Below are 17,834 nucleotides of genomic sequence, written 5' to 3'. Positions count from 1 at the left end.
TTGTCAGTTTTCAGCCCAACTGGCGTAAAAAGGGCTGACAAGATGGCATTTTGTATTGTATTTGTACTAAAAATTGACTTATGCTTAAATGGTAATTTGTAACTTATTTCTATATTTGTTGAAATACAACATAGTTCAACAGTTTATTATGAATATCCCAAACAAAATAGAATTACCAAAATACCATGAAACTTTTATCCCAGTTCTAGAAATTTTAAATTCTGTAGAATCTATTAATAGTAGAGAATTGACATTATTAGTTCGTGATAAATATTATTCTGACTTGCCAATAGAACTACTAGTTCAGGCGCTAATGTTTTAATTGACAGAATACTATGGGGTAAATCCTATCTTAAAATGGGGAAATTTGTTTCATACCCAAAAAGAGGCCTAGTTCAAATAACGGAAAAAGGGAGAAAAAGACTTGAGACTGGTATTTTAAGCTTAAGTGATCTTCAAAATGATTTGGACTTTAAAAGTCATCGTGAAAGTATTAAAAATGAAAAAGAGAATACAATTGAACTTGATACAATTAGGGTAGATAATTCTTCACCCCAAGATTTAATCGACTCTGGATTTTCAACAATTGAGACAGAAGTTAAAAACGAACTATTAGATAAACTTAAAGAGATAAATCCTTATTACTTTGAAAAAGTAATTTTAATCCTTTTGAAAAAAATGGGTTATGGTGATTTTATTGAAACTTCTAAATCTGGTGATGGAGGAATTGATGGAATCATTAATGAAGATAAATTAGGTTTAGAAAAAATATACACTCAAGCTAAACGTTATAACGAAAATAAGATTCGTGAGAAAGATATTAGAAATTTTATTGGTGCAATGAGTGGAGATACTAGAAAAGGGGTTTTTATAACAACATCATCCTTTGATGATTCTGCCATAAAAAAAGCAAGAGAAGCACATCATACAATTATATTAATTGATGGAATAAAGTTAGTTGAATTAATGCACCAATATAACGTAGGCGTACAAGTAAAAACTACTTACGAAGTTAAAGAAGTTGATAATGATTTCTTTGAGGAAGATTAATTATAAAGTACATTCTAATCAATAAAGTTTCCTTAGAGTAATTAATCTAATCCTAATAGCTGGGATTTGCATTTCATGACTTCAAAGAAAATATAAGAAAACCAAACTACAACTGCAAAAAAGTATTGTTTTTATAATCCTTGCTACATAAAGTCTCTTAACTTTGATCAACACTAATTAATCTAAATCCGTAAAAAAAATGAAAAAACTTTTAATTGTACTACTAACACTATCTATGGTATATACTGCAACAGCTCAAGAGCCGAAAGCAATTCATATCAAATCTATACCGCATGCATTGCGATGGGAAAATACCCCTTTGTCCTTCTCTTTAGATCATAACGAACTGGTAATTGTAGCCGGTGAAAAAACAGATATGTTTAGGGATCCTAATGTAACCTACAATACTGACAATGCTCCAAAGTTACTGTTCAAAGCCGATGAAGATTTTGTTCTTTCAACTTGTATTGAACATGCTTTTACTAATAAATGGGATGGCGGTGCAATTGTAATTAAAAATGACGATTTAAATTGGGTTAAATTTTGTTTTGAAAAAGACTATACAGGAGCTAAAAGAGTGGTAAGTGTTGTTACAAAAAATATATCTGACGATTGCAACTCGGTTGAAATTGATACAACTAAAGTCTTTTATAAAATAGCCAAAGCAGCTAATGTAATTACCCTATATTATTCAACAAATGGGATACATTGGTTCTTAATTAGACATTTACAATTTGATGCAAAAACAGGATTTGAAGTGGGTTTTTTGGCTCAATCTCCTGTGGGATCAAAATGCGAAGTGCGATTTTCAAACATTCAATACCAGGCAAAAAAAATACAAGACCCCTATCTAGGAGAATAATTAGGTATCCTATACACTACACCCTCTCCTTTAACTCCAGCGCGTCAATAGCACTATGCGAAACATCGTAGACAGATTTTCCTTCTTTAATCAAAAGCAATTGTGGTGATTGGTGGTACACCTCAAAACGAGTTGCAATCTCATTTGAGATATCCCTGTGATTCAACAAATCCAAAAAATAAAGCGTTACACTACCTTCCAAATCAAATTCATTCTCAAACTGTTTCAACGCCATACGGCTAATGTTGCATCGGGTGCTATGCTTAAAAATCACTACCGGTTGTTGGTAAGACAATTCCATGATTTCATTCAATTGCCCCAAATCAGTCAATGGAATCCAATTGATTTTAGATGGATTGAAATTTTTATTTTCTGAATCTCCAAAAATAGAAGTAAATAAAGTCATTTTGTCGTTTTTAAAGTCATTTTGTCGGATGTAACTCCTTGATATACGACAAATTGACGTAAATTCAGGAGCGGAATAACAATTGACAAATTTTATGCAAAGGTATTTATTTAACCCCAAATTCAACTTTAAAAAAAGACAAAAATGAACATTAATAAATTTACTACTAAATCGCAAGAAGCCATCCAACTTTCGCAACAGTTAGCGCAAGGTTTGGGGCAACAACAAATCGAAAACGAACATATTTTCAAAGCACTTTTAGAAGTCGATGAAAATGTAACGCCTTTTCTATTAAAAAAATTGAACGTGAATGTGTCGCTTTTCAAACAAATCTTGGAAAGCACCATTCAAAGTTTCCCTAAAGTTTCGGGTGGCGATATTATGTTATCCAGAACCGCAAATAGCACTTTGAACGAAGCCGAAATCTTGGCCGGAAAAATGAACGATGAATTCGTTTCGGTAGAACATTTAGTATTGGCTATTTTTGGTTCCAAAAGTAAAATTGCCCAAATTTTAAAAGACCAAGGCGTAACCGAAAAAGGACTAAAAGCAGCCATTGACGAAATGAGAAAAGGCGAAAGAGTGACCTCTGCCTCTGCCGAAGAAACCTACAACGCCTTAAACAAATACGCTAAAAACCTGAACGATTTAGCTCGAAGTGGCAAATTGGATCCTGTTATTGGTCGTGACGAAGAAATCCGTCGTGTGCTGCAAATTCTAACCAGACGAACTAAAAACAACCCGATGTTAGTGGGTGAACCTGGCGTGGGTAAAACTGCTATTGCAGAAGGTTTAGCGCATCGAATTGTAGATGGTGACGTACCTGAAAACTTGAAAGATAAAATCATCTTCTCACTCGATATGGGCGCCTTGATTGCGGGTGCCAAGTACAAAGGTGAATTTGAAGAACGTTTAAAATCAGTGGTGAAAGAAGTCACTGCTGCCGAAGGCGATATTGTTCTTTTCATTGACGAAATCCACACGCTCGTGGGTGCCGGAGGTGGAGAAGGCGCTATGGATGCAGCTAATATTCTAAAACCGGCTTTGGCTCGTGGCGAATTACGCGCGATTGGGGCAACGACTTTGGACGAATACCAAAAATATTTTGAAAAAGACAAAGCGCTCGAAAGACGTTTCCAAAAAGTGATGGTGGAAGAACCGGATACCGAAAGTGCCGTTTCTATCTTGCGCGGTATCAAAGAAAAATACGAAACGCACCACAAAGTGCAAATCAAAGATGAGGCGATTATTGCCGCGGTAGAATTATCGCAACGCTATATTACCAACCGTTTTTTACCCGATAAAGCCATTGATTTAATGGACGAAGCGGCTTCTAAATTGCGTATGGAAATCAATTCAAAACCAGAAGAGTTGGACGTTTTGGATCGAAAAATCATGCAATTAGAAATCGAAATTGAAGCCATCAAGCGTGAAAAAGACGAAAGCAAACTAAAAGTCTTAGGCATGGATTTGGCCAACCTAAAAGAAGACCGCAACGAAATTTATGCGAAATGGAAATCAGAAAAAGATGTGGTGGATAACATCCAAGCCGTTAAAACCGAAATTGAAGATTTCAAATACGAAGCCGAACGCGCCGAGCGTGATGGCGACTATGGAAAAGTAGCCGAAATTCGTTACGGAAAAATCAAAGAAGCCCAGGAACGTTTGGACGCTTTGGTTAAACAATTGCAAGAAAATCAGTCGGGAACTTCATTGATAAAAGAAGTAGTTACCCGAGAAGATATTGCCGAAGTAGTCGCTAAATGGACGGGGATTCCGGTTACCAAAATGTTGCAAGGCGAAAGAGAAAAACTCTTGAAATTAGAAGACGAATTACACAAACGCGTCGTAGGTCAAGAAGAAGCCATTGAAGCGGTAAGTGATGCCGTGCGTAGAAGTCGCGCCGGTTTACAAGACATGAAAAAACCTGTTGGTACTTTTCTTTTCTTGGGAACAACGGGAGTTGGTAAAACGGAATTGGCGAAAGCCTTAGCTGAATACCTTTTTGACGATGAAAATGCCATGACGCGAATTGACATGAGTGAATACCAAGAACGCCACAGTGTGAGCCGTTTAGTGGGTGCGCCACCAGGATATGTAGGCTATGATGAAGGCGGACAATTGACTGAAGCCGTGCGTAGAAAACCGTATTCTGTAATCTTGTTGGACGAAATTGAAAAAGCGCATCCGGATACGTTTAATATTCTGTTGCAAGTCTTGGACGAAGGACGTTTGACAGATAATAAAGGACGCTTGGCCGACTTCAAAAACACAATTATCATCATGACGTCTAATATGGGAAGCCAAATTATTCAAGATACTTTTGAAAACTTGAAAGGCGGCATCGAAGCGGCAACAGAGTCGGCCAAAGTAGAAGTGTTAGGCTTATTAAAACAAACCGTGCGACCTGAATTCATCAACCGTATTGACGAAATTGTAATGTTCACCCCTTTAACCAATGACAATATTGCGCAAATCGTAAGCTTACAACTGAAATCGGTCACTAAAATGCTAGCACAACAAGGCATCACAATGGACGCTACGCCTGAAGCGATCGAGTATTTGTCTCAAAAAGGGTACGATCCACAATTTGGAGCCAGACCCGTAAAGCGTGTGATTCAAAGGGAGGTATTGAACCAATTGTCTAAAGAGATATTGGCAGGCAACATCAAAACCGAAAGTATTATTCTTTTGGATGCCTTTGACGGACAATTGGTCTTTAGAAATCAAGGCGAATTGGTCTCCTAACCCAAGCTTAATTTAACAAAAAAGCGAGAAAAATATATTTTTTTTCGCTTTTTTATATTGAGATAATGGAATAACCTTTATATATTTGTCAGCACATAAAAAGTTTATGATAACAAATACAAACAATACTTGGTGGTGGAACAATTTACGTCAGTCGTCGTGAACAAAGCTCCTATAGTATTACTATAAATATAAAAGGCTTGTCATGACGACAAGCCTTTTTTCATATCCAAAACGATGCTTTTGATAACATTTTAAAAATGAATATTTTGAAATCTTTTATTTTAAATACAAAATACAAACAAATCCTAGCCGACACGATTACGCCGGTGAGTGTGTACTTGAAAATACGTGATAAATTCCCGAATAGTTTGCTTTTAGAAAGTAGCGACTACCACGGAAACGACAATAGTTTTTCGTACATCTGTTGCAATCCGATAGCTTCAATTAAAATTGAAAACGAAACGATTATCAAAAACTATCCTGACGGAAGTGCTGAAAAAATAGCTATCAATGCTACAACTGATATTCCTGCCGTAATACAAGAATTTTCAGGGCAATTTGAATCGGAGAAAAATGATTTTAAGTTCATTAATAACGGTTTGTTTGGTTACATTTCGTATGATGCCGTCCGTTATTTTGAGAAAGTAAACATTGCCAAAAAAGAAAACAGCAATACAATTCATGATGTTTTTTACGCAGTGTACCAAAATATTATCGCCATCAACCATTTCAAAAATGAGGCCTATATTTTCTGTCATAGTTTGGACGGAAAAAACAACATTGCAGAAATCGAACAGTTATTACAATCTCGCAATATTGCTTCCTATTCATTTTCAAAAGACGGTCAAGGATTTTCTAATTTAACCGATGACGAATTCAAGCACAATGTGGCTTTGGCCAAAAAACATTGTTATCGTGGCGATGTGTTCCAATTGGTTTTATCCAGACGCTTTACACAAGGATTCAAAGGCGACGAATTCAATGTTTATCGTGCGTTGCGAAGCATCAACCCTTCGCCTTACCTTTTCTTCTTTGATTATGGCGATTTCAAAATATTTGGTTCTTCACCCGAAGCTCAAATCATTGTTAAAAACCGCAAAGCAGAAATTCACCCGATTGCTGGAACTTTCAAAAGAACAGGTGACGATGAAAAAGACGCGGTTTTGGCCAAACAATTATCCGAAGACAAAAAAGAAAATAGCGAACACGTGATGTTGGTGGATTTGGCCCGAAATGATTTAAGCCGAAACGGACACGATGTACAAGTAGAGAAATACCGAGAAGTACAATTCTTCTCGCATGTGATTCATTTGGTATCCAAAGTAACAGGACATTTACACGATACAGCCTCAACGATGCAAGTAGTAGCCGATACTTTTCCTGCTGGAACTTTGAGTGGTGCGCCAAAACATCGTGCCATGCAATTGATTGAAGATTACGAAAAAACAAATCGTAATTTTTATGGTGGCGCTATTGGCTTTATGGATTTCAAAGGCAATTTCAATCATGCCATTATGATTCGAACGTTCCTTAGTAAAAACCACCAATTGCATTGTCAAGCGGGTGCCGGAATCGTAGCTGATTCTGATGAAGAAAGTGAAATGCAAGAAGTGTACAACAAATTAAGAGCTTTGAATACAGCTTTAGATTTGGCAGAAACAATATAAAATATAACAATTTAAGAATTTAAAGATGCTGATTTTTCAATCTTTAAATCTTTCAATTTTTTTAATACAAAAATGAAAAAAATACTAGTCATAGACAATTACGATAGCTTTACTTACAATTTAGTCCACTATTTAGAGGATTTAGATTGCGAAGTGACTGTGTATAGAAACGATGAATTTGAAATGGAGGATATTGCTCATTTTGACAAAATTTTATTATCGCCAGGCCCTGGAATTCCAGAGGAAGCGGGTTTATTAAAACTAGTCATTCAGCACTACGGTCCTACCAAAAGTATTTTTGGCGTATGCCTAGGACAACAAGCCATTGGCGAGGTCTATGGTGGAACTCTTTCGAATCTAGACAAAGTCTATCATGGCGTAGCTACCATCGTTACGAAAGCGGTGGACGACGAATTGTTATTTGAAGGATTAGAAAATGAATTTGAAGTAGGACGTTACCATTCTTGGGTAGTAGACGCGAATTTACCCGACTGTTTAGAAGCAACCTCTTTTGACGAAAACGGACAACTGATGTCACTTCGCCACAAGACCTATGATGTTAGAGGAGTCCAATTTCACCCAGAAAGTGTATTGACCCCTAACGGAAAGAAAATGTTAGAAAATTGGGTAAAAAATTAAGTTAGAAATTAGAAGTTAGAAGTTAGAAGTTAGAGGTGAAAAGTTAATTAATCTCTTTACATATAAACTTTGTGCCTTAGCGCCCTAGTGGCAAATAAATAAAAATGAAAAACATACTCAACAGATTAATCAATCACGAAATGCTCTCCAAAGAAGAGGCTAAAAACGTTTTGGTAAACATCTCCAACGGAGAATACAATACGAGCCAAATCGCTTCTTTCTTGACGGTGTATATGATGCGTAGCATTAGTATCCAAGAATTAGCCGGTTTTCGTGAAGCATTATTGGATTTGTGCATTCGTGTCGATTTATCAGGATATAACACCATTGATTTGTGCGGAACGGGTGGCGATGGAAAAGATACGTTTAACATTTCGACCTTGGCCTCTTTTGTAGCGGCTGGTGCGGGAATTAAAGTCGCTAAACATGGAAATTATGGCGTTTCGTCTATTTCAGGTTCCAGTAATGTGATGGAGAAAATGGGAATCAAATTCAGTAATGATACTAGTTTCTTAGAAAAATGTATGGAAAAAGCAGGCATCTGTATTTTGCACGCACCGCTATTTCACCCTGCTATGAAAAATGTGGGACCTATTCGAAAAGAGTTGGGCGTAAAAACCTTTTTCAATATGTTGGGACCTATGGTGAATCCGGCGTTTCCTCAAAATCAGTTGGTAGGAGTTTTTAACTTGGAGTTGGCTCGAATGTATGCGTATTTGTATCAAAACACCGATAGAAATTTCACGATTTTACATTCGTTAGACGGTTATGACGAAGTATCGTTAACCTGTCCAACCAAATGCATCACCAACACCAAAGAACTGATGCTCAATCCAGATGATTTTGGCGTTCGCCTTTTGGCACAAACCGAAATTGAAGGCGGAAAAACAATAGAGGAATCAGCGCAATTATTTACCGATATCATCTCTGGAAAAGGAACCGAAGCCCAAAACAATGTAGTCTGTGCCAATGCAGCTATGGCTATTGCTACGGTAACCCAATGCAGTCCGTTAGAAGGTTTTGAATTAGCCAAAGAGAGTCTATTCTCCGGAAAAGGATTGCAATCGTTGCAAATTTTACAGGAATTGAGCAAGTAAAACACCGATTACACAAATTGACACAGATTTATAATTTTGTATTAGAGCAATAAAAATTACAGAATAAAATAATTAACCTTTGCGCCTTAGCGCCTTAGTGGCAGAAAAAAATGAACATACTCGACAAAATAATCCTAGACAAACGAAGAGAAGTGGTTCTCAAAAAATCGATTATTCCAGTTTCACAATTGGAGGAATCAGTGTTTTTTGAAAAACAAACTATTTCGTTGAGCCATAATTTACGAAACAGTACTTCGGGAATTATCGCCGAACACAAACGTCGTTCACCATCCAAAGCAGAAATTAATTACGGTTTTACCGTAGAAGAAGTAGTCAAAGGTTATGAAACAGCAGGTGCTTGTGGTATTTCGGTTTTAACGGACGGAAAGTATTTTGGCGGTTCTTTGGACGATTTGTTATTGGCAAGAGCTAGCGTAAACATTCCGCTTTTGCGAAAAGAATTCATTGTGGACGAATACCAAATTTTGGAAGCCAAAGCGCACGGTGCCGACTTAATTCTGTTGATTGCAGCCGTTTTGAGCCGAGAGGAAATCAAAAATTTGTCTGAATTCGCACATAGTTTAGGATTGGAAGTCCTTTTGGAAGTCCACAACCAAGAAGAATTAGAAAAATCGATTATGCCGAGTTTGGATATGATTGGTGTGAATAACCGAAATTTAAAAACATTCGAAGTGAGTTTGGATTTCAGTAAAATATTGGCTGACCAAATTCCGAATGAATTTGTAAAAGTATCCGAAAGCGGTATTTCGTCTATTGAAGCCATAACCGAATTAAAACCGTATGGTTACCAAGGATTCTTAATTGGTGAAAACTTCATGAAAACGGATAACGCAGGCCAAGCAGCGAAAGAATTTATTGCGCAATTGTAACAATACAAATTGCACGAATTATAACGAATTTAAAAAACTTCGCGCCTTAGCGTCTTAGCGGCAAAATAAATATGAAACTCAAAATCTGCGGCATGAAATACCCCGACAATATTCTCGAAGTAGGATCGCTCCTACCCGATTATATGGGCTTTATATTCTGGGAGAAATCGGCGCGCTATTTTGATGGAGCAATGCCTAATTTGCCTCAAAGCATCAAAAAAACAGGTGTATTTGTTAATGCAAGTCAAGGGGAAATTGCAACAAAAGTAGCCCAATACGATTTACAAGCCGTGCAATTACATGGACATGAGTCGGTAGTATTTTGCCAAGAATTGAGAAGTAAATTGGCGAAAAACATTGAAATCATTAAAGTGTTTTCAGTGAATGCTGATTTTGATTTTGATCAATTACACCCTTTTGAAACGGTTTGTGATTATTTCCTTTTTGATACCAAAGGAAAACTACCTGGAGGAAACGGAACGACTTTCGATTGGAAAGTCCTAGCAAAATATCCTTCGCAAAAGCCTTTCTTTTTAAGCGGAGGCATTGGATTAGACGAAATCGATTTGGTCAACGAAATACTAAAAACCGATTTACCCATTTATGCTATTGATGTAAATAGTAAATTTGAAATCGAAGCGGGATTAAAAAATATAAATTTATTAAGAGAAATTCATCCAAAAATAAGTACTGACAATTCGCGAATTGTCCGTACAAACATTAAATAAAAAATATAGATTATGTCATACAACGTCAACGAAAAAGGCTATTATGGAGAATTTGGAGGCGCCTACATTCCAGAAATGTTATATCCTAATGTAGAAGAATTACGCCAAAACTATTTAAAAATCACAGCCGAACCTGAGTTTCAAGCTGAGTTTGACGCTTTGTTACAAGATTACGTAGGCCGTCCTACTCCGCTTTACTTTGCGGCACGTTTGTCTGAAAAATACAATACCAAAGTCTATCTTAAAAGAGAAGATTTGTGCCATACAGGAGCGCATAAAGTAAACAATACAATCGGGCAAATTTTATTGGCCAAACGTTTGGGTAAAAAACGAATTATTGCCGAAACGGGTGCGGGTCAACACGGTGTAGCTACGGCAACCGTTTGTGCCTTAATGGGCTTGGAATGTATTGTCTATATGGGCGAAATTGATATCAAACGTCAGGCTCCCAATGTAGCCCGTATGAAAATGTTAGGTGCCGAAGTGCGTCCAGCGTTATCGGGTTCAAGAACATTGAAAGATGCTACCAACGAAGCCATTCGCGATTGGATTAACAATCCTGTGGATACCTATTATATCATTGGTTCTGTAGTGGGACCACACCCTTATCCTGATATGGTGGCGCGTTTCCAATCGGTGATTTCAAAAGAAATCAAAAGCCAGTTATTGGAAAAAGAAGGAAAAGAAAATCCAGATTATGTAATTGCTTGTGTGGGTGGAGGAAGTAATGCTGCGGGAGCTTATTACCACTTTTTGGACGAAAAAGAAGTCAACATCATTGCTGTAGAAGCAGCAGGTTTAGGAGTGCATTCAGGTGAAAGTGCTGCTACCTCAGCCTTAGGGAAAATTGGTGTGATACACGGAAGTAAAACCTTGTTGATGCAAACTCCTGACGGACAAATTACGGAGCCTTACTCTATTTCGGCTGGATTGGATTACCCAGGTGTTGGCCCCATGCACGCGCATTTATTTGCTTCAGGAAGAGCTCAATTCATTTCCATTACGGATGCACAAGCTATGAATTGGGGTTTGGAACTGTCTAAATTAGAAGGAATTATTCCGGCAATTGAAAGTGCGCACGCCTTTGCTGTTTTGGACGAAATGAAATTCAAACCTAACGATGTGGTCGTAATTAATCTTTCGGGACGTGGCGACAAAGATTTGAATACCTATATTGATTATTTCAAATTATAGGAATTTACGAAGTACGATATTCAATATACGATTTACTATATTGGATATACGAAGTAAGAAGTACGATTTTAAAATATAGTAGTTATAAATTAACACTTAAAGCCCCCAAATCTTATGAAAGAAGTAATGCTAAGACGAACTAAAAAGTTTGCTATTGATTGTTGGATTCTATGTAGTAAATTGCCCAAAACCAGAGAATACAATGCGTATGTCAACCAACTTATTCGTTGTTCTAGCTCGGTAGGTGCCAATTATAGAGCAACCCAAAGAGCTAAATCTGCCCCAGATTTTATTAATAAATTAAAAATTGTTGAAGAAGAGGCTGATGAAAGTCACTTTTTTCTTGAACTCATTCAAGATATTACGATGATAGAACAAATTGGATTAAATTCGGAAATTGAATTCCTCTTACAAGAAGCAAATGAAATTACAGCTATCATTGTATCATCATTAAAAACAGCTCGAATTAATAACACAAAATAACAAAATATACTATACGCCAAATCGTATATCGTAAATCGTAAATCGTAAATTACAATGAATCGAATCAATCAAAAATTACAAGAAACTAAAAAAGTATTGTCTATCTATTTTTCAGCGGGTTATCCTAGCCTGAACGATACGGTACAAATCATTCAAGATTTGGAAAAAAGTGGCATTGATATGATTGAAATAGGCTTGCCATTTAGCGACCCTTTGGCCGATGGACCAACTATTCAAGCGAGTTCTACTCAAGCCTTACACAACGGAATGACAACTCAAGTTTTGTTTGACCAATTGAAAGACATTCGCAAAACAGTTTCCATTCCGTTAGTAATTATGGGGTATTTCAACCCAATGTTGCAATACGGGGTAGAAAATTTCTGTAAAAAATGCGCCGAAATTGGCATTGACGGTTTAATCATTCCTGATTTACCAGTGGATGTATATGCGGAGCAATACAAAGCTACTTTTGAAAAATACGGCTTAATCAACGTGTTTTTAATTACACCACAAACCTCTGACGAACGTATTCGTTTTATTGATAGCGTCTCTGACGGATTTATTTATATGGTAAGTTCTGCTAGTGTAACGGGCTCGCAATCGGGTTTTGGAAGTACACAAGAAAATTATTTCAAGCGTATTGCTGCTATGAATTTGAAAAACCCACAAATCATTGGTTTTGGAATCAACAATGCCGAAACGTTCAACCAAGCAACTGAATTTGCGAAAGGCGCCATTATTGGAAGTGCTTTCATTAACCATTTAACCCAAAATGGAACAGGAAAAATTGAAGAATTTGTGAAAGAGATTCGATAAAATTTATTTCTATGACATTCGAAAGAACAACCTCTGATAACGAAAACTTTTTAAAACTAGTCACTCTATTAGACGAAGATCTAGCTATTCACGATGGTGAAGACCATGCGTTTTATGCTCAATTCGACACCTTGGATCACATTAAGAATGTCGTGGTTGGCTACCACCGTAATCATGCTGTTGGTTGCGGTGCTTTCAAACCCTACAATAACACTACCGCCGAAATAAAACGAATGTTTGTTCGCCCCGATTTTCGCGGTCAAGGCATTGCTAAAGGAATCCTATCCGCATTAGAAAATTGGGCAAGCGAATACGGTTTTACCAACTGTATTCTGGAAACAGGAACTAACAATCCGCAAGCCATTCAACTGTACACTAAAGCAGGTTATTCCGTCATTCCTAATTATGACCAATATGAAAATGTAGTAACAAGTGTTTGTTTGGGTAAATCAATAGTGTAATTATTACTTTTTCCGTATATTTTTTTTAGCGCTAATTATTTGTTAAAATGGTGTTAAATACAATTTAAACAGTCGTTTAATTAAACAGTTGTTTAATTTTGTCATTGCTAAAAAAATAATGCTTTGAAAAGCAATTTCACCGACAAACAAATTCAGATTTTAGAAGTAGCCGAAACCTTATTCGCAGAAAAGGGTTTTGACGGAACTTCTATTCGGGATATTTCGAAAATAGCCAAAATCAATATTGCAATGATTTCATACTATTTTGGGTCGAAAGAACGTTTATTGGAATCCTTACTTTTCTATAGAACATCGGATTTAAAAAATCAATTGGATCATCTGATTCAGGAAGAGTTAGAACCTATTGACAAAATCAATAAGCTGATTGAATTGTACCTCAATCGAATGAACAAAAACAAAGGAATTTATCGCATTTTACATTTTGAATTCAATTCTGAAAAAAGAGCCAAAAGTTTAGCGGCATTTTCTGAATTAAAAAAAGGAAATCTAAAAACACTCGAAACCATCATTGAAGAAGGTCAACAAAAAGGCGTTTTCAGAAAAGATATTATTGTTCCCTTGCTCACTCCTACTATTTTAGGAACTTTTTTTCATTTCCAAATGAACAAACCGTTTTTTGAAGAAGTATTGGGATTGAACACCAAAGAGGCTTTTGAAAATTACAGCACAACAGAATTAAAAAATCATATACAACAAACCATAAAAGCGCTACTGATACATGAAGAAAATTAATCGATTCTTGCTCTTTGGATTGTACGTTTTAGGAATCAATTCCATAGATGCACAAGAGAGAAAAAGCCTAACATTAGACGAAGCCGTTAATTTAGCTTGGGGCAAAAGCAATGAAGTAGGATTGGCAAATGCCAAAGTAAACTCTAAGAAATACGAGTTAGAATCGGCAAAGAACAATCAATACCCCGATTTAAGAATTTCGGGACAATACCAACGATTAGCGAATGCTTCCATCAATTTAAAGTCAAGTCAAAATAGCAATTCAGGTTCATTACCTGTGGTTGACCAACTAATGATTGGGCAAATTAATGTTTCTGTACCTGTTTTTGCTGGTTTTAGAATACAAAATAGTGTACAGATGCATGAAAATTTGTACGAAGCCGAAACAGCATCTGCAACTCATACCAAAGAGGAAGTTGCTATGAAAGTGATTAATCTTTATGCTAGTTTATTCAAGGCACAGAAAACAATTTCTCTTTTGAAAGAAAATCAAAAACGAGCTGAACAACGTGCATTTGATTTTAGCGAATTAGAAAAAAATGAAATCATCGCTCGAAATGATTTATTGAAAGCACAATTGCAAGTATCTAAAATCAAATTATCGATTGATGAAGCGGTGAATGACGAAAATATCATCAACTTTCAGTTAATTACTTTATTGAAATTGCCTGTTGGAACTCAATTAGAAATTCGTGAAGGTGATTTTGCTAATTTCAAAATGGATAATGTTCCAACAAGCGAGCAACCTGCTTTGGAAAACAGAAAAGATCTACAAGCGGTTCAATTGCAAGGAAAAGCGAGCAAAGCCAACATCAAATTAACTAAAGGAGGGTATTATCCTTCCATAAATGTAATCGGTGGTTATGTCGCATTGGATTTGAAAAATGTGGTAACTGTTCAAAATGCCATGAATTTTGGCTTAGGTTTATCGTATGACTTGAGTACTATTTTTAAAAATGGCACTGCTGTCAAATTAGCCGAAAGCAAAGCAACTGAAATTCAAAATTCAGAAGCCATGCTAACCGACTATATCAAAATTGAAGTTCAAAAAGCAATAGAAGAATACCATTTAGCCATCCAACAAAATGAAGTGTACGGACAAGCTGTGGCACAATCTTCAGAAAACTACCGAATCATTAAAGATAAATACGATAACGGATTAGCCGATACCAATGACTTATTAGAAGCCGATGTAGAACAACTAAGTGCTAATATCAATAAAACATTAGCTAAAGCCAATATCATTCAAAAATACTACGCCTTACTTAACGCAACGGGGCAATTAACCCGTACTTTCACTATTTCAAAACTATAACCAACACCTGACATGGAAAAGAAAAATACCAATAAAAAGTTCATCACTATATTTTTAGCATTAATCATTGTAGGTGGTTCTTATGGAACATACAAATACCTGCACGCACAATCTCACGAGCTAACAGATGATGCTCAAATTGAGAAAAGAATGAATCCAATTATTCCAAGAGTTTCTGGATATGTGGACAAAGTATATGTAAAAGACAACGATTTTGTAAAAAAAGGAGACACTTTATTTACGATTGACCAAAGAGATTTTAAAATTAAAATTGAAGAAGCTAATGCTGCACTAGTAGCTGCCGAAGGAAGTTTTGAAGTATCAAAAGCAGACATCAGTGGTGCTTTAGCTAGCGTAGCTGTTTCTGACGCTAACGTTCAATCAGCAGGTGGTAACATTGAGGCAGCAAAAATTCGTTTGGGACGCTTAACCAGTGATTATAACAGATACAACAATTTGTACAAAAATCACTCGATTACCAAACAACAATACGAGCAAGCTTTGGCTGCCAAACAAGAAGCCGAGACTCAGGTGCGTATTTTGCAACAACAACAAAAAGCAAGTAGCTTTCAAAAATCAGTTATTGAAGCCAAATCAAAAGTGTCTAACAAACAAACTGAAGTGGCTGCTGCCAATATTAAAAGAGCGCAAGCACAATTAGAGGCGGCTAAATTGAACTTAACTTATACTGTTGTTACTGCAGCTATCGACGGGCAAGTATCTAAAGTAGATATTCAGCCCGGGCAATTGGTTCAGGCAGGGCAATCGTTGTTCCAAATTATCAATAATGCTTCGGCTTGGGTAATTGCTAATTTCAAAGAAACGCAATTGAACAAAATGGTAGAAGGACAAAAAGTAACCATCAAAGTAGATGCCTATCCTGATTATGATTTCCAAGGAACTATTACTTCTTTTTCTCCAGCAACAGGAGCACGCTTTTCATTGCTACCTCCTGATAATGCTACGGGTAACTTTGTAAAAACCATCCAACGTTTGCCTGTAAAAATCAGTTTAGACGCTACCAACGATCCTGAAAAAATTAAATTATTACGTCCAGGAATGAATGTGGATGTTGACGTACATTTAAAATAAAATGGTACAAGCAGACGATTTAGTAGAATACGGCCATAGACGTGTAATCATCACCATTACAGCGGTACTTTGTGCCTTGCTCGAAATTGTAGACACCACTATTGTCAACGTGGCGCTAACTAATATGCGAGGAAGTCTTGGAGCGACCTTAAATGATGTAGCTTGGGTTATTACCGCTTATGCTATTGCGAATGTAATTGTCATCCCGATGACGAGTTGGCTTTCGCAACAATTTGGAAGACGAAATTATTTTGTAGTGTCGATCATCCTATTTACAACGGCTTCCTTTTTATGTGGGAATGCCAGTACTATTTGGGAATTAATCATTTTTCGATTCATCCAAGGATTGGGTGGAGGAGCGTTATTAGTAACGGCTCAAACCATTATTACCGAAAGCTATCCTGCAGAAAAACGTGGAATGGCGCAAGCTATTTACGGAATGGGAGTTATTGTAGGTCCTACATTAGGTCCGCCATTAGGAGGTTATATCGTAGATAATTTTTCTTGGCCTTACATTTTTTACATCAACATTCCTATCGGAATTATTGCAGCTGTTTTAGCATTTTCTTTTGTTCGAAGTCCGAAATACGGTGAAAAACTAAAAGCGCATCAAGTCGATTGGTGGGGAATTTTTTTGTTAAGTGCTTTTATTGGTTCGTTACAATATGTTTTAGAACACGGTCAGCAAGATGACTGGTTTAACGATACTACTATCTTGATTTTAAGCATCGTATCGGTTTTTGGTTTGTTGTTTTTTATTTGGCGCGAACTCACTTATGAACATCCCATTGTCAACTTGAGTGTTTTAAAAGACGGTAATCTCCACATTGGTATCGTGATGTGTTTTATCCTTGGATTTGGTCTGTATGGTTCGACTCTAATTATTCCTATTTACACCCAAGCTATTTTGGGTTGGACAGCTACAGATGCTGGTTTATTATTAATTCCAGGTTCCATAACTACGGCATTCATGATGCCTATCATTGGTAAAATGATTCAAAAAGGAATTCCACAAGGCTATATGGTCGCAGTCGGATTCTTGATTTTCTTTTTCTTTACTTTCTTAATGTACAGTCGAATGACGCCTGATACAGGAGTAGAACATTTATTCTGGCCATTAATTTTAAGAGGAATTGGATTAGGATTGCTTTTTGTACCCATCACTACCCTATCGCTTTCTACTTTGAAAGGAAGAAGCATTGGCGAAGGGGCAGCTTTTACCGGAATGATGCGTCAACTAGGAGGTTCTTTTGGTATTGCCATCATTACAACCTACATCTCTAGATTCAGTCAAGAACACCGTGTGAATTTATTGACTCATTTGGATCCTACAAAAACTAATGTACAACAACGTATTGCTATGCTTCAAAGAGGATTTATATCCAAAGGATATAGCAGTAATGAAGCCTTGAATAAAGCCTATCAAATACTCGATTATTCGGTCATGAAGCAATCTACCGTTATGGCGTATATGGATGTTTTTATGTATCTAGGCATCCTGTTCCTTTGCTGTATCCCGATTATTTTATTAATCAAAAAAGGGAAAAATAAAATTGATCCTGCCGAAGCAATGCACTAAAATACTTCTACACACAGATTAAAACCTCGGTTTTAGTCTGTGTTTTTTTTA

General features: G+C 36.6%; 17 protein-coding genes. 16 read left to right on the top strand and 1 reads right to left on the bottom strand.

The genetic code is table 11. From position 1 onward, the window contains the following. Positions 1-321 precede the first annotated feature (321 nt). On the top strand, positions 322-1,050 hold the full coding sequence (locus tag MG292_RS07695; RefSeq protein ID WP_342032622.1) for a restriction endonuclease: 729 nt from the start codon (positions 322-324) through the stop codon (positions 1,048-1,050). 199 nt (positions 1,051-1,249) lie between these two features. After that, a complete protein-coding gene (locus MG292_RS07690; protein WP_264533304.1) occupies positions 1,250-1,912 on the top strand; it encodes a DUF1349 domain-containing protein in 663 nt (220 codons plus the stop codon). Between the two features lie 16 nt (positions 1,913-1,928). Here MG292_RS07690 and ytxJ read toward each other — a convergent pair whose 3' ends face one another. Next, entirely contained in the window at positions 1,929-2,318 is a 390-nt protein-coding gene (gene ytxJ, locus MG292_RS07685) for a bacillithiol system redox-active protein YtxJ (RefSeq protein WP_264533305.1), read from the bottom strand. Positions 2,319-2,462: 144 nt separating this feature from the next. Here ytxJ and clpB point away from each other — a divergent pair, with 144 nt between their 5' ends. The 14 genes from clpB (at position 2,463) to MG292_RS07615 (ending at position 17,783) form a co-directional block, all read left to right on the top strand. Then, positions 2,463-5,066: an ATP-dependent chaperone ClpB gene (gene clpB / locus MG292_RS07680; RefSeq protein WP_264533306.1), complete on the top strand. Its 2,604-nt coding sequence runs from the start codon at positions 2,463-2,465 to the stop codon at positions 5,064-5,066. Between the two features lie 269 nt (positions 5,067-5,335). Continuing rightward, positions 5,336-6,736 carry an anthranilate synthase component I family protein gene (locus tag MG292_RS07675; protein ID WP_264534599.1) on the top strand — a complete coding sequence of 467 codons (1,401 nt, stop codon included), beginning with the start codon at positions 5,336-5,338 and terminating at the stop codon, positions 6,734-6,736. Positions 6,737-6,808: 72 nt separating this feature from the next. Further along, on the top strand, positions 6,809-7,375 hold the full coding sequence (locus tag MG292_RS07670) for an anthranilate synthase component II (protein ID WP_264533307.1): 567 nt from the start codon (positions 6,809-6,811) through the stop codon (positions 7,373-7,375). 104 nt (positions 7,376-7,479) lie between these two features. After that, positions 7,480-8,472: an anthranilate phosphoribosyltransferase gene (gene trpD, locus MG292_RS07665; RefSeq protein WP_264533308.1), complete on the top strand. Its 993-nt coding sequence runs from the start codon at positions 7,480-7,482 to the stop codon at positions 8,470-8,472. Positions 8,473-8,582: 110 nt separating this feature from the next. Next, positions 8,583-9,362, top strand: a complete 780-nt coding sequence (gene trpC / locus MG292_RS07660) for an indole-3-glycerol phosphate synthase TrpC (RefSeq protein ID WP_264533309.1) — start codon at positions 8,583-8,585, stop codon at positions 9,360-9,362. A gap of 71 nt (positions 9,363-9,433) precedes the next feature. Continuing rightward, a complete protein-coding gene (locus MG292_RS07655) occupies positions 9,434-10,090 on the top strand; it encodes a phosphoribosylanthranilate isomerase (protein ID WP_264533310.1) in 657 nt (218 codons plus the stop codon). A 12-nt stretch (positions 10,091-10,102) separates the two neighbouring features. Further along, complete coding sequence (trpB, locus tag MG292_RS07650) at positions 10,103-11,284, top strand: tryptophan synthase subunit beta (RefSeq protein ID WP_264533311.1); 1,182 nt, start codon at positions 10,103-10,105, stop codon at positions 11,282-11,284. A gap of 114 nt (positions 11,285-11,398) precedes the next feature. Beyond that, entirely contained in the window at positions 11,399-11,767 is a 369-nt protein-coding gene (locus tag MG292_RS07645; RefSeq protein ID WP_264533312.1) for a four helix bundle protein, read from the top strand. A 54-nt stretch (positions 11,768-11,821) separates the two neighbouring features. Then, positions 11,822-12,583, top strand: coding sequence for a tryptophan synthase subunit alpha (gene trpA / locus MG292_RS07640; protein WP_264533313.1), 762 nt, complete (start codon positions 11,822-11,824; stop codon positions 12,581-12,583). An 11-nt stretch (positions 12,584-12,594) separates the two neighbouring features. Continuing rightward, positions 12,595-13,044: a GNAT family N-acetyltransferase gene (locus MG292_RS07635; protein ID WP_264533314.1), complete on the top strand. Its 450-nt coding sequence runs from the start codon at positions 12,595-12,597 to the stop codon at positions 13,042-13,044. Positions 13,045-13,167: 123 nt separating this feature from the next. Beyond that, complete coding sequence (locus tag MG292_RS07630; RefSeq protein WP_264533315.1) at positions 13,168-13,797, top strand: TetR/AcrR family transcriptional regulator; 630 nt, start codon at positions 13,168-13,170, stop codon at positions 13,795-13,797. Next, on the top strand, positions 13,784-15,112 hold the full coding sequence (locus tag MG292_RS07625) for a TolC family protein (RefSeq protein ID WP_264533316.1): 1,329 nt from the start codon (positions 13,784-13,786) through the stop codon (positions 15,110-15,112). The genes MG292_RS07630 and MG292_RS07625 overlap by 14 nt, the downstream gene beginning before the upstream one ends. Before the next feature lie 12 nt (positions 15,113-15,124). Then, positions 15,125-16,204 (top strand): HlyD family secretion protein, encoded by a 1,080-nt coding sequence (locus MG292_RS07620; protein ID WP_264533317.1) that lies wholly within the window; start codon positions 15,125-15,127, stop codon positions 16,202-16,204. Position 16,205: 1 nt separating this feature from the next. After that, positions 16,206-17,783: a DHA2 family efflux MFS transporter permease subunit gene (locus tag MG292_RS07615; protein WP_264533318.1), complete on the top strand. Its 1,578-nt coding sequence runs from the start codon at positions 16,206-16,208 to the stop codon at positions 17,781-17,783. Positions 17,784-17,834 lie beyond the last annotated feature (51 nt).

It is taken from the genome of Flavobacterium keumense (assembly GCF_029866485.1).
Lineage (GTDB): Bacteria > Bacteroidota > Bacteroidia > Flavobacteriales > Flavobacteriaceae > Flavobacterium > Flavobacterium keumense.
The sequence above is the reverse complement of the archived record's forward strand: the minus strand, read 5'-3'. Positions and strand labels throughout refer to the sequence as shown.

Excerpts from the sequence above, each read along its gene's own strand:
- clpB (WP_264533306.1), top strand. The coding sequence starts at position 2,463 with ATGAACATTAATAAATTTACTACTAAATCGCAAGAAGCCATCCAACTT.
- MG292_RS07645 (WP_264533312.1), top strand. The coding sequence starts at position 11,399 with ATGAAAGAAGTAATGCTAAGACGAACTAAAAAGTTTGCTATTGATTGT.
- trpC (WP_264533309.1), top strand. The coding sequence starts at position 8,583 with ATGAACATACTCGACAAAATAATCCTAGACAAACGAAGAGAAGTGGTT.
- trpD (WP_264533308.1), top strand. The coding sequence starts at position 7,480 with ATGAAAAACATACTCAACAGATTAATCAATCACGAAATGCTCTCCAAA.
- MG292_RS07655 (WP_264533310.1), top strand. The coding sequence starts at position 9,434 with ATGAAACTCAAAATCTGCGGCATGAAATACCCCGACAATATTCTCGAA.
- MG292_RS07690 (WP_264533304.1), top strand. The coding sequence starts at position 1,250 with ATGAAAAAACTTTTAATTGTACTACTAACACTATCTATGGTATATACT.
- trpA (WP_264533313.1), top strand. The coding sequence starts at position 11,822 with ATGAATCGAATCAATCAAAAATTACAAGAAACTAAAAAAGTATTGTCT.
- MG292_RS07625 (WP_264533316.1), top strand. The coding sequence starts at position 13,784 with ATGAAGAAAATTAATCGATTCTTGCTCTTTGGATTGTACGTTTTAGGA.
- trpB (WP_264533311.1), top strand. The coding sequence starts at position 10,103 with ATGTCATACAACGTCAACGAAAAAGGCTATTATGGAGAATTTGGAGGC.
- MG292_RS07620 (WP_264533317.1), top strand. The coding sequence starts at position 15,125 with ATGGAAAAGAAAAATACCAATAAAAAGTTCATCACTATATTTTTAGCA.
- MG292_RS07615 (WP_264533318.1), top strand. The coding sequence starts at position 16,206 with ATGGTACAAGCAGACGATTTAGTAGAATACGGCCATAGACGTGTAATC.
- ytxJ (WP_264533305.1), bottom strand. The coding sequence starts at position 2,318 with ATGACTTTATTTACTTCTATTTTTGGAGATTCAGAAAATAAAAATTTC.
- MG292_RS07635 (WP_264533314.1), top strand. The coding sequence starts at position 12,595 with ATGACATTCGAAAGAACAACCTCTGATAACGAAAACTTTTTAAAACTA.
- MG292_RS07670 (WP_264533307.1), top strand. The coding sequence starts at position 6,809 with ATGAAAAAAATACTAGTCATAGACAATTACGATAGCTTTACTTACAAT.